Annotated in this window: 14 protein-coding genes and 1 pseudogene; 10 read left to right on the forward strand and 5 right to left on the reverse strand. The window is 67.0% G+C overall.

Annotation, left to right across the window (positions count from 1 at the left end; all coding sequences use genetic code 11):
• Positions 1 to 11: 11 nt before the first annotated feature.
• Together CYD53_RS10585 and CYD53_RS10590 are read right to left on the reverse strand one after the other, a co-directional pair.
• The gene (locus tag CYD53_RS10585) at positions 12 to 1163 is read right to left on the reverse strand and encodes a CaiB/BaiF CoA transferase family protein (protein WP_103718063.1); all 1152 of its coding nucleotides are present in this window, start codon (positions 1161 to 1163) and stop codon (positions 12 to 14) included.
• A complete protein-coding gene (locus tag CYD53_RS10590) occupies positions 1160 to 2086 on the reverse strand; it encodes a hydroxymethylglutaryl-CoA lyase (RefSeq protein ID WP_103718064.1) in 927 nt (308 codons plus the stop codon). Before CYD53_RS10590 ends, CYD53_RS10585 begins: the two co-directional genes overlap by 4 nt.
• A 133-nt stretch (positions 2087 to 2219) precedes the next feature.
• Between CYD53_RS10590 and CYD53_RS10595 the strand changes: the two genes are divergently transcribed.
• Positions 2220 to 3107: a GntR family transcriptional regulator gene (locus CYD53_RS10595; protein WP_103718065.1), complete on the forward strand. Its 888-nt coding sequence runs from the start codon at positions 2220 to 2222 to the stop codon at positions 3105 to 3107.
• 487 nt (positions 3108 to 3594) lie between these two features.
• Here the strand turns inward: CYD53_RS10595 and CYD53_RS10600 are convergent, their stop codons facing one another.
• Entirely contained in the window at positions 3595 to 4935 is a 1341-nt protein-coding gene (locus CYD53_RS10600; protein WP_103718066.1) for an ATP-binding protein, read from the reverse strand.
• Positions 4932 to 5594: a response regulator gene (locus CYD53_RS10605; protein ID WP_103718067.1), complete on the reverse strand. Its 663-nt coding sequence runs from the start codon at positions 5592 to 5594 to the stop codon at positions 4932 to 4934. Before CYD53_RS10605 ends, CYD53_RS10600 begins: the two co-directional genes overlap by 4 nt.
• Before the next feature lie 96 nt (positions 5595 to 5690).
• Here CYD53_RS10605 and dsbD point away from each other — a divergent pair, with 96 nt between their 5' ends.
• The 8 genes and pseudogenes from dsbD (at position 5691) to CYD53_RS10645 (ending at position 12274) form a co-directional block, all read left to right on the forward strand.
• On the forward strand, positions 5691 to 7454 hold the full coding sequence (gene dsbD / locus CYD53_RS10610; protein ID WP_103718068.1) for a protein-disulfide reductase DsbD: 1764 nt from the start codon (positions 5691 to 5693) through the stop codon (positions 7452 to 7454).
• A gap of 98 nt (positions 7455 to 7552) precedes the next feature.
• Positions 7553 to 8146: a DsbA family protein gene (locus CYD53_RS10615; protein WP_425428284.1), complete on the forward strand. Its 594-nt coding sequence runs from the start codon at positions 7553 to 7555 to the stop codon at positions 8144 to 8146.
• A gap of 54 nt (positions 8147 to 8200) precedes the next feature.
• Positions 8201 to 8860: pseudogene (locus CYD53_RS10620) on the forward strand (L,D-transpeptidase); the annotation flags it as partial.
• 97 nt (positions 8861 to 8957) lie between these two features.
• Positions 8958 to 10268: a bifunctional sulfur transferase/dioxygenase Blh gene (blh, locus tag CYD53_RS10625; protein WP_103718071.1), complete on the forward strand. Its 1311-nt coding sequence runs from the start codon at positions 8958 to 8960 to the stop codon at positions 10266 to 10268.
• The gene (bigR, locus tag CYD53_RS10630; protein WP_103718295.1) at positions 10268 to 10618 is read left to right on the forward strand and encodes a sulfite-sensing transcriptional repressor BigR; all 351 of its coding nucleotides are present in this window, start codon (positions 10268 to 10270) and stop codon (positions 10616 to 10618) included. Before blh ends, bigR begins: the two co-directional genes overlap by 1 nt.
• Positions 10615 to 11025 (forward strand): YeeE/YedE family protein, encoded by a 411-nt coding sequence (locus tag CYD53_RS10635; RefSeq protein WP_103718072.1) that lies wholly within the window; start codon positions 10615 to 10617, stop codon positions 11023 to 11025. Before bigR ends, CYD53_RS10635 begins: the two co-directional genes overlap by 4 nt.
• Positions 11022 to 11495, forward strand: a complete 474-nt coding sequence (locus CYD53_RS10640; RefSeq protein ID WP_245928186.1) for a YeeE/YedE family protein — start codon at positions 11022 to 11024, stop codon at positions 11493 to 11495. Before CYD53_RS10635 ends, CYD53_RS10640 begins: the two co-directional genes overlap by 4 nt.
• A complete protein-coding gene (locus tag CYD53_RS10645) occupies positions 11492 to 12274 on the forward strand; it encodes a sulfite exporter TauE/SafE family protein (RefSeq protein WP_103718073.1) in 783 nt (260 codons plus the stop codon). Before CYD53_RS10640 ends, CYD53_RS10645 begins: the two co-directional genes overlap by 4 nt.
• A gap of 68 nt (positions 12275 to 12342) precedes the next feature.
• On the opposite strand, the gene CYD53_RS10650 is transcribed toward CYD53_RS10645, so the two are convergent.
• Positions 12343 to 12780, reverse strand: a complete 438-nt coding sequence (locus tag CYD53_RS10650; protein ID WP_103718074.1) for a winged helix-turn-helix transcriptional regulator — start codon at positions 12778 to 12780, stop codon at positions 12343 to 12345.
• Positions 12781 to 12924: 144 nt separating this feature from the next.
• Here CYD53_RS10650 and CYD53_RS10655 point away from each other — a divergent pair, with 144 nt between their 5' ends.
• A complete protein-coding gene (locus CYD53_RS10655; RefSeq protein ID WP_181011803.1) occupies positions 12925 to 13659 on the forward strand; it encodes an SDR family NAD(P)-dependent oxidoreductase in 735 nt (244 codons plus the stop codon).
• Positions 13660 to 13990: the final 331 nt, after the last annotated feature.

Here is a 13990-nt window from a genome sequence, read left to right on the forward strand (position 1 = left end):
CGAGACATTGACTATCGTGACGTGCCGGTTTTCCGGTCTTGCAGTTCCGCCAGAACCTCTTGCGTGTGTTGGCCGACGGCTGGCGGATCGCGGCGCTTCTTCAGCCTCTGGCCATCGAAGGTGAAGGGAAGCGCGGGTGTCTTCACCTTGCGCCCGTCGTTCAGAGTGAGCTCGAGCAGACCTTCCGATGCGTTGAGATGCGGATCGTCGAAGAGATCGCCCGGCCTGTTCACCGGCGCGAACGGCAGGCCGAGACGTTCGAGGATGGGGCACAGCTGTGCAATGTCGTACCCGGCAATGATCGCCGCGATCTCCGGAATGATCCAGCTGCGATTGTCGACCCGGCCCTGGCTCGTCGCCAGGCGGGGGTCTTCCAGCCAGGCTTCGCACCCGAAGGCACGGCAGAACCCGTCCCAGTGCTCCTCCCCGACTATCGAGACGAAGATTTTCTCGCCACCACTCGTGTCGAAGAGATCGTAGACCGGCCAGGGCGACTCCTTGACCGACCATGGGATCGATCGCTCGCCGGTAACGCTCTCGAACATCATCGCCTGCGCCATCAGGAAGACGTTGTTCTCGAACAGCGCGCTTTGGATGTAGGCTCCCTTGCCGGTGCGGGCGCGTCGTGCCAGCGCCGCCTGGATGGCGATGACGCCGAACATGCCGCCCATGATGTCGTTGACGGAGGCGCCGGCGCGCATCGGCTTACCCGGCAGGCCGGTCATGAAGGCGAGGCCCCCCATCATCTGGACGACCTCGTCGAGCGCCAGCCGGTTCTCATAAGGGCCCGGCAGATAGCCCTTCAGCGAGCAGTAGATCAGCCCCGGAGCCTCCGAGGCCAGCGAGGCATAGTCCAGCCCGTAGCGGCCGAGCAGGCCGGGGCGGAAATTCTCGATCAGGACATCGGCGTCGATGATGAGCTTGCGCGCGGTCGCCTGCCCCTCCTCGGTGGTGGTGTCGATGACGACGCTGCGCTTGTTGCGGCTATAGGTGTTGAAGAAGCCCGAGGCGACGCTCTTGAAGTAGCGCGTCCGGTCGCCCTTGGGCGGTTCGACCTTGACGACGTCGGCGCCCAGATCGGCCAGGATCATGCCGCAGGACGGCCCCATGACCATCTGCGAGAATTCGATGACGCGAACGCCCTCCAGCGGCAGCGCGTTCATGCGGCGACTCCGTAAACTTTCGGCAGGCCCGCTTCGCGGAGATGGCTCCTGATCCGCTCCTCCGGCAAGGCGGCGGCAAGAAGCTCCGTCGCCGCCAGCAGCCGGCCGAGATCGATGCCTGTCCTCAGGCCCATCTGCTCGAGCATGAAGACGAGATCCTCGGTTGCGATATTGCCGGACGCGCCGGGCGCGAAGGGGCAGCCGCCCAGTCCACCTGATGCGGCGTCGAAGGTGGTGATCCCCGCCTCCAGCCCGGCGAGCACATTGGCGAGGCCGAGCCCCATCGTGTCGTGGAAGTGCAGGCGGATCGGCATGTTCGGGCCGACGGCGCCACGGACGGCCTTGACCAGCGAGCGCACCAGAGTGGGATCGGCATATCCAACCGTGTCGGCGAGGCCGATCTCATCGACGCCGCGCGCCACGAGCAACTCCGCGACATGGCAGACGTCGCGCTGCGCCACCCGCCCCTCGATCGAGCAGCCGAAGGCGGTCGGGATGCCGCCCATCACATGCGGTCGCGCGTCTCCGCGCGCCCTCGCCTGCAAGACGATGTCGCCGACGATCTCGGCCTGCTCGTCGCGGGAGCAGCGCGTATTGGCCACGCTGTGGCTGTGGCTGGCGGAGACGATGCAATAGAGCATCTGCGCGCCCGCCGCGATGGCGCGCTCGGCCCCCTTGGCATTGGGCACGAGTGCGCCGACCCGCCATTGCGCGCTCGCGGCCCGGGCGGCCGGCAGAATCTCGGCAGCGTCAGCGAATTGCGGGAACGCCTGCGGCGGCACGAAGCTCGTCGCGTCGAGCTCGGGAAATCCGCACTGCGCCAGCGCTGCGATCCACGCGCGCTTGGTTGCGGTGGGCATGACCTGCCGGACGAGCTGGAGACCGTCGCGAGGCCCGACCTCGCAGATGTGAATGTCGCGCATGACCACCCTAGAGATGCTTATTTTGTTATTTGTCGCGTAGAAATACAAAATAGCCGATTGGATTGTCAACGGGTGGCTGATAGCTGTTACCACGCGAAGGAGCGGAAGCGCGTTGAGTCAGCGCGAGGCGGATATGAGCGAGATTGAGCCGATTTCGGCCAAGACGATGGAGTTGGCCGGCCAGATCGTCGAGATTGCGCGCAGCGAGAACATCGGGCGCGGCGACAGGCTCTACGAACATCGGCTGGCCAATCGGCTCGGCGTCTCGCGCGGGCCGGTGCGCGCGGCCCTGCGTTCGCTCGCCCAGTCCGGCCTCGCCGAGGCGATTCCCAATAAAGGCTTCGTGCTGGCGCAGGATCTCGACTCCGAGATCGCGCTGAGGGCGCTCCGAGCCGGCGACACCAGCGAGGCAGCTTACCTCGCCATCGCCAATGACCGACTGACGGGCGCGCTGCCCGATACCGTCAGCGAGGCCGAGCTGATGCGTCGCTATGATCTGAAGCGCGCCGAGCTCCTGCGCCTGCTCGACCGGATCGCTTCGGAGGGCTGGGTGGAGCGCCTGCGCGGTTATGGCTGGAAGTTCACCCAGACGCTCAACAGCCCGCTCGCCTACGCCCAGACCGGGCGGCTGCGCATGATGATCGAGCCCGGCGGTATCCTTGAGCCGACCTTCCAATGGAACGCGGAATTGATGGGACCGGTGCGTGAGCATCAGAAGCGGGTGCAGGCCGATGGCATGCGCGTCTTCACCCTCTCGGAAATGTTCCGGTTCGGCTGCGAGGTCCATGAGGCCATCGCCGAATGCTCGGGCAATGCCTTCCTTGTCGAGACGCTTCGGCGCATCAACCGCGTTCGCCGCCTTTTCGCCTACAAGTTCATCCCCGACCTCCAGATGGTCGAACAGCACACGCGCGAGCACCTGCAGCTGCTCGACCTGTTGGAAAAAGGCGACCGCACCGAGGCTGCCGCGCTCATGCGCACCCACCTCCATTGGAGCGGAGGCGGCGACCAGATCGCCTGAACTGCGCCTGGCGCGCTTTCCTGCCAAATCCAGGCAATCACAAGTCCTGGCAATGAGACGGCAGCCATCGCCCGCTCAACCGGGCTCCGCAAGCATTGAAGACCGGGAGATCGGGCGGGCCACTTCAACACGATCGGCCACACGCCGGACATTGACCGATGTCGGAAACCGGACACGCGCATGTATCTCGTCATGTAACCACGCCAGCCGAATTCCAGCCTCCAGTTGCTGACAGCTGCCGCAGGAAATCAAACGAAGCGGCTGGCGCTTCACAAGTCGCGCGTGCCGCGACCTGGCGAATGGCAGGCCGATCGCGGTCCAGGGGTCTGAATGCTCGCCCCCATGCTCCGGAATCCACGCCACGCGGACGCCAGCCTCAGGCGGAAGCTGGTCGTCTTGCTCGTCATCTCTCCATTTCACGGCGCTGAGCCGCCCGACAAACCCAATGCAGCCCAGACCAAGTGGCGCGCATCTGCGACAAAGCAGATCAACTGCGGGTGTCTGGCGCCATCTGGACGGTTGCTTCCAAGCCGCCATGGTCGCGGCGGTTGGCGAGACGGAGTTGTCCACCCATGCGCCGCACGGCTGCATCGGCGATTGCCAGCCCCAGACCGGTTCCGATCGCGCTCCTGTTGCGGCCGCGGAAAAATCGTTGCGTGACAAGAGGCATTTCATCCTCGGGTATGCCCGTCCCCTCGTCTTCGATGATGATGCCTGTTCCGGCTGCAGCCCGGCGCCAGGTTACCGTGCCGCCCGAGGGCGTGTGCTGGACGGCATTCTCCTGGAGATTGCGGAGGGCAAGGGTCAGCAGTTCGCGGCTGGCGACGATGGTCAGGCTTCGCAGCGCCGGCTCGATCGCGACGGAGACATCTGACTTCGGAGCGGGTGCCGTAGCCGCAATCTCGTCGAAGACGTCACCGACCGTGACGGGCTCGCGCGCGTGCGGCTCGGCAGTTGCGTCGAGCTTCGCCAGAGCCAGCAGCTGGCGCACGAGGCGTGTGGTCCTGTCGACGGAAAGCACGATCTGCTGCAGCGCCCCCTGCCTGACCGCGCAGTCGCCGGCGCTCATCGCGATCTGCGCCTGGGTCTTGAGCCCCGCAAGCGGCGTCCGCAGTTCATGCGCCGCGAAAGCCGTGACCTCGCGCTCGTGCCGCCGGGCCGCTTCGACCTTGGCAAACAGACCGTTCAACGCCTGCATCAGCGGCTTGACCTCGGCCGGCGCCCGCACGGGATCGATCGGGCTCATATCGTCGGCATCTCGCCCGCCGACATCCCGGGCCATCGTCCGCAGCGGCCGCAGGCCTCGCCCCAGGCTGATCCAGATCAGCAAGGCAAGCAGCGGTGCGATCAGAAGGGCCGGCGCGAGCAGCCCCTTGATCAGATCCGAGACCAGGCGATCGCGCAGGCCGAGCCTATCCCCGACCATGACCCGCGCACCGGTGGTGGCGTTGGCGATGGTATAGATGCGCCAGGTCTCGCCATCGACGACACGGTCGGAAAAGCCCGATTCCGCTTCCGTCAGGCGGCTGTCGGGGGCGCTGCTCGACCGAGCGATCAGACGGCCGTCGAGCGACCAGATCTGACAGGAAAGCTGCCGCTCATATCCCGACGATTCCGCGGACAGGCTCGGCAGAACGGCGGCGGGAGCCGTGATATCGGCGCTGGCCACGAGCGAATTCACCATGCGCGCCGCCTCCTGCAGACGGGTGTCGAGGACGTGCTCCAACTCCCCTCGCGTCCCGACATAGATCCACAGCACGGCCGACAGCCAGATCACCCCGGTCGCGCTCAACAGGATCGCGAAGAGGCGACCACGCAAGGAGGTCATGGCGTCACCCTGATCCGATAGCCGAGGCCGCGCACGGTTTCGATCGCTTCGCGGCCGATCTTGGCGCGCAGGTGATGAATATGGACCTCGACCGCGTTGCTCTCGATCTCCTCCTGCCAGCCATAAAGCCGGTCCTCGATCTCGGCCTTGGAGCGCACCGTGCCGGGCCGCTCCATCAAGGCCGCCAGCACCGAGAATTCCCGACGGGACAACGAGAGAGGGGCGCCGTGCAGTGTCGCCGACAGGACCGCGGGGTCCAGCAGGATTCCTGCGGCGGCAAGGCAAGGCGAGGCCCGCCCCAAGCCTCGCCGGGCGATGGCACGGACGCGGGCGCCGAGCTCATCGAGATCGAACGGCTTGCCGAGATAATCGTCGGCCCCGGTGTCGAGTCCACGGATGCGGTCGGATGTCTCGTCCATCGCCGTGAGCAGCAGGACGGGGGTCCGGTCGCCTGCCCCGCGCATCTCGCGCAGCAGGTCGAGACCGGAGCCGTCAGTCAGCATCAGGTCGAGCACGACCGCATCGAAGGCCGATGTCGCCAGCGCCGCGCGCCCATCCGCGCAGCTGTCGACGCAATCCACCGTCATGCCGGCGAGGCCGAGGCCGACCTTGAGACCGTCGGCCAGAACCGGGTCGTCCTCGATCACGAGAATGCGCATGCATCTGGCTCCTGTCGTCGCGATCGACCAGCCCAGCCTTAAGGCTGGCTTAAGCTGCGCTGTCGAGATGGCGGCTTCAACCGAACGAAGGCCGCCATGTCCCGTCCGTTCCTCGCAGCGCTCGCCAGCCTCGTCCTTTACCTGATGACACTGGCGGGCGTCGCATCCGCCGCCACGCAGCGCTCGGCCGACGAGGTCTTCCGCCTGGGCGTCGAGCGGGCCGCCGATCACAGCCTGGTCCTGACATGGACGGCCTTGCCCGGTCACTATCTCTATCGCGAAAGCCTGAAGGCGCAGCGGCCGGACGGCACGCGGCTTGCGCTCGTCACGCCGGCCGGCGAGCAGAAGGACGATCTCAATTTCGGACCGACCGAAATCTATCACGGCCAAACGCAGGCTTTGATTCCCGCCGGCGGCGCGCCGGCAACAGGCACGATCATCGTGACCTATCAGGGCTGTGCCGAACAGGGCATCTGCTATCCGCCGATCGTCAAAAGTCTCGATCTGGCTACAGGCGCCGTTGCGAAGGCGGCCCCCATCGGCGTCCCGGAGCGGTCGCCGGCGGCCGCAGCCCCGGCAGCCGCACCGGCCGGCCTGTTCTCCGGCAGCCTCGCATTGACGCTGGCGAGCTTCCTCGGCTTCGGCCTGCTTCTGTCGCTCACACCTTGCATCTTTCCGATGATCCCGATCCTGTCGGGCATGCTGGCGCAAGCGGGCGGGCGCCTCTCAGCCAGGCGTGGCCTGGTTCTGTCGGGCGTCTATGTGCTTGCCATGGCACTGGCCTATGCCGCGCTGGGCGTCGCCGCCGCATTGTCGGGCCGTAACCTCCAGATCGCGCTGCAGACGCCGCTGGCGCTCGGGCTGATGAGCCTGGTCTTCGTCGCCCTGGCGCTCTCGATGTTCGGACTCTTCGATCTGCAGCTCCCGCAAAGCTGGAGCACGCGGCTGGCGGGAGGGAAGCCCGGCCGCGGCGGCTCGCTCGGCGGAGCGGCGATGCTGGGCTTCACCGCGGCGCTGATCGTCGGCCCCTGCGTGACGCCGCCGCTGGCGGCTGCGCTGATCTATGTCGCGCAGACCGGCGACATGGCGCGCGGTGCGGCGGCGCTCTTTGCGCTCGGGCTCGGCATGGGGCTGCCACTCGTGCTGTTCGGCACCTTCGGAGCCCGCATCCTGCCCCGATCCGGGCCCTGGCTCGTCAAGGCGAAGCAGGGTTTCGGCTTCGTCTTCATCGGGCTCGCCATCTGGATGCTGGCTCGCGTGCTGCCGGCCGACGTCACGCTCGCCCTATGGGGGTTGCTGGCGATCGCGGGCGGCGCCTGGTTCGGCGCCTATGCGTTGATCCGCGACCATCTGCGCCTGTTGCCTCCGCTCCTGGCTGTCGCTCTGGCGCTCTACGGCCTCGTGCTGGTCGGGGCCGCCGCGACGGGGCGGCAAGATCCTCTTCGTCTGGCCATGCGTCTCGACGGGGCGGGTGCGGTCGAGCCGGAGTCCACCGCCGCTGTGCGGGTCGTCTCGACGTCTGCAGCCTTCGATGCCGCGCTCGCCGAGGCCCGTGCTGCAAGCCGGCCGATCCTGGTCGATTTCACCGCCGACTGGTGCACGATCTGCAGGGAGATCGACCGCACCGTGATGCGTGATCCCGCGATCCGCGCCCGCCTCGACACGATCACGATCATCCGCGCCGACCTGACCGTCTATGGCAGCGATGGGCAGGCGCTGATGGACCGCTTCGGCGTCGTGGGGCCGCCGACCCTGCTTTTCATCGACGCCGGCAGCGGCCGTGAGGTCGATGAGGCCCGTACGACCGGCGCCACCACGGTCGACGCCTTTTCCGCGATGCTGGCGAAAGCCGGCGCCTGACCCCCCTCTCCCTTCCAAATCCCGTCTCTACAACCCTGGAGCCCGCCTTGAACCGCAGAACTTTGATCAGCCGCCTCGCCGGCCTGAGCGCATCGGGCATCCTCGCCGCGATCTGTCCCGCGCTGGTGGGGATTCCCGCCGCCCTGGGCCAGGAGGTCGATAGCGACGCCATCCTCAACGACCCCGAGGCGCCGACCGCCGGCAACCCGAAGGGCGACGTCACCATCGTCGCTTTCCTCGATTACAACTGCCCCTTCTGCAAGAAATCGGCGCCTGACCTCGACCGCATCGTCAAGACCGACGGCAAGATCCGGCTCGTCTACAAGGACTGGCCGATCCTGACCGAGGCCTCCGTCTATGGTGCACAGCTCGCAATCGCGGCCCACTACCAGGCCCAATACGACGCCGTGCACCATGCGCTGATGGGCATTCCCGGCATGCGGATTTCCAAGGAGACGATGCTGGAAGCCGTGAAGGCGTCGGGCGTCGACATGGTCCGCCTCCAGGCCGATCTCGGCGCCAGGGCGGATGCCATCACCGCCTTGTTGCGGCGCAACCTGGCCCAGGCGGATTCGATCGGCCTGCAGGGGACGCCGGCCTATCTCGTCGGTCCGTTCCGGACCTCAACGCTGGATTACGCCGGCTTCAAGCAGATCGTGACCGATGCGCGCGCCAAGCAGGCGGCGAAATAGGGCAGCGCTTCGCCCTCAGTCTCCTTGCTCCTCAAGCCTTACCGGAAAGACCAGATGATCCGCGTTCTCCAGGCGGCGAAGCGCTGTGCCGTCATCGCCTTGCCTCTCGCTGTCGCAGCCTGCACGACGGTCCGGCCGCAACCGCCCATGGCGGCCTCCTACTCGGCGATTCCGCCGCAGGTCGCGCAGCGCTATGCGGCGATCGACACCGAAAAGTTCAAGGTGCCGGCGGTCGATCTCGAGGATCTCCAGCCGCGCAATGTGCGCCAGCTCGTCGACTACCCGACCAAGCATCCGCCCGGAACGCTCGTCGTCGATCCGCACCAGCGCTTCCTTTATCTGGTGCAGGAGCATGGCAAGGCGCTGCGCTACGGCGTCGGCGTCGGCAAGGCCGGGCTCGAATTTGCCGGCACGGCGACGATCGAGCGCAAGGCGCAATGGCCGCGCTGGACGCCGACGCCCGACATGATCCGGCGCGACCCGCGACGCTATGCGAAATGGTCGAGCGGGATGGCGGGAGGGGAAAGCAACCCGCTGGGGGCGCGTGCGCTCTATCTGTTCAAGAACGGCAACGACACCCTCTACCGCATCCACGGCACCAACGAGCCCGAGACGATCGGCGAAGCAGTCTCCTCCGGCTGCATCCGCATGATGAACCAGGACGTGATCGACCTCTACAACCGCATCCCCAGCGGCTCGAAGGTGGTCGTGCTCTGACGCGTGGACGAACCTGGTTTCGAGGCTTGCATCACATCAATATATATTATATGAAAATATATATTGAAAATCAGCCCAGCCTTGGAGGCCGGTCATGAAGCTCGTCAAAATCTCGGAATCGCTTTCGGTCGCCGGCCAGCCCGCAACGGCAGACTTCCCGGCCCTTGCCGCGCAAGGGTTCAAGGCCGTCATCAACGACCGGCCCGATGGTGAGGAGGCCGGGCAGCCGGGCTCGGCTGCCGAGAAAAAGGCGGCCGGCGATGCCGGGATGGCTTACAGCTTCATCCCGGTGACCGGCCCGACCATCACTGAGGCCGATGTGGCAGCCTTCCGCGCGGCGCTCGCACAGGCATCGGGGCCAGTGCTCGCCCATTGCAGGAGCGGGACCCGCTCGCTGACGCTTCATGTGCTGGGCGAAGTCCTGGACGGTCGCATGTCGGCCGATGCGGTGGTCGGTTTCGGCCAGAAGCTCGGCTTCGACCTCACCGGGGCCAAGAGCTGGCTCGACCGTCGCGCGGCCCTGGCGCCGCAGGTCACGGGCTTCTACGAGCCGCGGTCCGGCAGCATCCAGTACGTCGTCACCGACCCTGCGACGAAGGCCTGCGCCATCATCGATCCCGTTCTCGACTATGACGAGAAATCGGGCGCGACCGCCACGACCCATGCCGACATCATCCTCGCCTTCATCCATGAGCAGGGCCTGCGCGTGGAATGGATCCTCGACACCCACCCCCATGCCGATCACTTCTCCGCCGCGCAGTATCTCAAGAGCAAGACCGGCGCGCAGACCGCGATCGGCGCGCAGGTCGTCGCCGTGCAGAAACTCTGGAAGGGTCTCTACAACCTCCCGGACCTCGCCACCGACGGCTCGCAATGGGACCGGCTCTTCGCCCATGGCGAGCGGTTCAGGCTCGGCTCGCTGGAGGCCTCCGTGCTGTTTTCGCCCGGGCACACGCTGGCCTCGATCAGCTATGTCATCGGCGATGCCGCCTTCGTCCACGACACGCTGTTCATGCCCGATTCCGGCACCGCCCGGGCCGATTTCCCCGGCGGCAGCGCCAGCGCGCTCTGGGCCTCGATCCAGGCCATTCTCGCCCTGCCCGACGGGACGAGGCTGTTCACGGGCCATGACTACCAGCCCCATGGCCGCGCGCCGCGCTGGGAGAGCACGGTCGGCCAGCAGAAGCTGGCGAACCCGCATGTCGCCGGGCAGGACGAGGCCTCGTTCGTCGCCCTGCGCCAGGCTCGCGACAAGACGCTGCCCATGCCCAAGCTCATCCTGCATGCGCTGCAGGTGAACATCCGCGGCGGCCGCCTGCCCGAGCCGGAGGCGAACGGCCGGCGCTATCTCAAGATCCCGCTCGATGCCTTGAGCGGAGCAACCTGGGACGAGGCGGCGTCATGATGCAGGCTCCCGTGCCACAGGCCCTCATGACGCAGGCGCCGATCAACCGGGCGGAGCTGGCGAGCCGGGCGGCGGAGGTCGCCGGCCTGCTCAAGACGCTCGCCCATCCCAACCGGCTGATGATCGTCTGCACGCTGGTCGAGGGCGAGTATTCCGTCAGCCAGCTCGAAGAGATGCTGGACATCCACCAGCCGACGCTCTCGCAGCAGCTTACGGTGCTGCGCGAAGCCGGCATCGTCGAGACCCGGCGCGAGGCCCGGCAGATCTTCTACCGGTTGACCGAGCAGAAGGCGGCGAGCCTCGTCGCCGCGCTTCACGCCATCTTCTGCCCCCGGGAGCCCACGCCATGAACACCTACTGGCCTTCTCTCATGGGCGGCATGCTGATCGGTCTGTCGGCTGGCATGCTGCTGCTGCTCAACGGCCGCGTCGCCGGCATCAGCGGCATTCTCGGCCGGCTGGCGCAAGGCACGCAGGTGCCCACCAACGCCGCCTTCGTCATCGGGCTCATGATCGGCCCGCCGCTCTACCGGCTCGGATCGGGCGCATGGCCCTCCGTGACGATCACGGCCTCCCTGCCGGTCATCGCTATCGCCGGGCTGCTGGTCGGCTTCGGCAGCCGGATGGGTTCGGGCTGCACCAGCGGCCATGGCGTGGTCGGGCTTGCAAGGCTGTCGCCGCGCTCGATCGCCGCGGTCGCCACCTTCCTCGCGACCGGCGTCGCAACCGTCACCCTGATGAGGCTCGTTTCGCCATGATGCATCCGGCTCGGATTTCGTCCGCGCAAATACTCGTCGCGCAAGTTCTGGTCGCGCTGCTTGCCGGGGCCGTCTTCGGGCTCGGCCTGTCGCTGTCGGGCATGCTCGATCCCGCGCGCGTGCGCGGTTTCCTCGATGTCGCGGGCGATTGGGATCCCAGCCTCGCCTTCGTCCTGGGCGGAGCCGTCGCTGTCGCCTTTGCGGCGATGGTCCTGCGCCGCCGGTTGCGGCGGCCCGCCTTCGCGGCCGAATTCCACCTGCCGGCGACGACGCCGATCGACACGCGCCTGATCCTGGGCTCGGCGATCTTCGGGGCCGGCTGGGGCATGGCGGGCCTGTGCCCCGGCCCGGCGCTGGCCGCTCTCTCGCTCGGGCTCGCCCCGGTCGTGCTTTTCGTTGCGGCCATGCTCGCGGGAATGGTGATCCATGACCGCCTCGCAGCGCGCCAGCCTGGCGGGAGCCGGTCATGACGGCGCAGATCCTGATTGCGATCGGTTCGGGCAGCCTGGTCGGGTTCACGCTCGGCCTTGTGGGTGGCGGCGGGTCGATCCTGGCGACGCCGCTTTTGCTCTATGCCGTGGGCATCGCCCAGCCTCACATCGCGATCGGGACCGGCGCGCTCGCCGTTTCGGTCAACGCCTATGCCAATCTGATCGGACATGCCCGCAAGGGCCATGTGCAATGGACATGCGCGATCATCTTCGCGCTGATCGGTTCTGTCGGCGCTCTGGTCGGCTCGACGCTCGGCAAGGCGATGGACGGACAGCGCCTGCTGTTCCTGTTCGGCCTGCTGATGCTGGTCGTCGGGGCGCTGATGCTGCGGCCGCGCAAGGCGGCTGGCGGCAGGGCGCGGCCGGTCGATCGACGGATGTGCGCGGCGACCGCAGCCGTCGCGGTCCTCGCCGGCGGCGCATCGGGCTTTTTCGGGATCGGCGGCGGCTTCCTGATCGTCCCGGCCCTGATCCTGGCGACCGGGATGCGCACGATCGACGCCGTGGGATCGTCGCTGCTCGCGGTCGGCACCTTCGGCCTCGCGACCGCTTTCAACTACGCGCTCTCGGGCATGATCGACTGGCCGGTCGCAATCGAATTCATCGGCGGCGGCGTGATCGGCGGGGTCGTCGGCATGCTGCTGGCGACCCGGCTCTCCGCGCAGAAGAACACGCTCAACCGCATCTTCGCGGCGCTGATCTTCGTCGTAGCGGGCTATGTGCTCTACCGCAGCGGCAGCGCGGCCGGGGCGGGCTGATACGCTCTGCCATCCGAGGTGGCGCGGCGGATGATCGGCGCCGGCCTCGGCTCACCCTCCCCTGTTCTTCAGGGCCGGCCCCTGCCGCTCAAGGCCTCGCGCCGCGCGAAGACGCGGGTAACCTCGGCGAGGTTGTCCGTGCCCCAGGCGCAGAGCGGCACGAGGGCCTCGGCCAGGCTGTGGCCCAGCGGCGTGAGGCTGTAATCCACCCGCGGCGGTATCTCCCTGTAGTCGGTGCGCTTCACCAGGCCGTCGGCCTCCAGCTCCTTGAGCTGCTGGATCAGCATCTTGTCGCTGACGTCGCGCACGGCCCGCCGCAGCTCGCCATAGCGCGTCGGGCCGCCCTGGGCGAGGAAGTACAGGATCAGCGGCTTCCACTTGCCGGCGACGACCCGCAGCGTCGCGTCCAGCCCGCAGGTGAAGCCGGGCAATATCGGGGTGCAATTCTGGACCGGCGGCGAAGTCGGTGCCAGCGGCGAGGTCGGGCTTGAACGATCTGATGACATTTTCCAGGCACTTACCAAAAGGTGCATACTTGTCGATAGGTGGGTAGGCCTCCAGCTCAGTGCAACCTCAGAGCCTTGCGCGAAAAAGCGGTCACCGGTTTTTCGTGGAAGCAATGCTCTGAGCTTTCAGTGACGGAGCACATCATGAGCAGATTACAAGGCAAGACGGCAGTGGTGACGGGCGGCGGAAGCGGCATCGGCCTCGGGGCCGCCAAGCGATTCATCGACGAAGGCGCCTTCGTCTATCTCTTCGGGCGGCGACGCGAGGCGCTCGACGCCGCGGTGACCCAGCTCGGCCCCAACGCGCGTGCGGTGAGCGGTTCGGTGACCGATCTGGCCGATCTCGACCGGCTGTACGAGACGATCAAAACCCAACGCGGCGGGCTCGACATCCTGTTCGCCAATGCCGGGACCGGGTCGTTCGCCCCGCTCGGCGAGATCACGCCCGAGCACTATGACCAGATCTTCGACGTCAATGTGAAAGGGCTGATCTTCACGGTGCAGAAGGCGCTGCCGCTGATGGCAGCGGGATCGTCGATCATCCTGACCGGCTCGAGCACGGGCGTGATGGGGACGCCGCAGTTCAGCGTCTACAGCGCGACCAAAGCGGCGATCCGCAACCTGGCGCGCAGCTGGGCGCTGGACCTGCGCGGTACCGGCATCCGCGTCAATGTGCTGTCTCCCGGGCCGACCAGGACGGAGCTGGCGATCGAGGTCGTGGGCGAGGAAGCGTTGGACGCGCTTGGGGCGACGACGCCGATCGGCCGCATGGGCGACCCGTCAGAGACAGGAGCGGTGGCCGCGTTCCTGGCCTCCTCTGACAGCAGCTTCATGACCGGCGGCGAAGTCTTCGTCGATAGCGGGCTGGCCCAGGTCTGAGGCGAACAGCCCCAAATCAGAGGCGGTCGGGCTCAGGCCTGGCGCCTGAATGTGAGGGCTTCGCCGACAGATCGAAGCCCTCACGGCTCTCGCTTGATTGCGCGATCCACCCCAGCCCGCCGATGCGCTCGCTCGACCACTTCAGGCAGCAGAGCACCCAGGAGCGGAGTCCAGCACATTACCCGAGAGCGAGCCTCCAGCGCGCCAGATCTGCTCATGAGCTAAATCCGCTCATCGGGCTCGCTGGATTTCTATCGGCCAGCAGATGAGGCGGCGAAGACCGCCAGCTATGCGTCGAAGGCACGCTGACACGGTCCATCATCCGACGCGG

The organism is Allobosea psychrotolerans (assembly GCF_002917105.1).
GTDB classification, from domain to species: domain Bacteria; phylum Pseudomonadota; class Alphaproteobacteria; order Rhizobiales; family Beijerinckiaceae; genus Allobosea; species Allobosea psychrotolerans.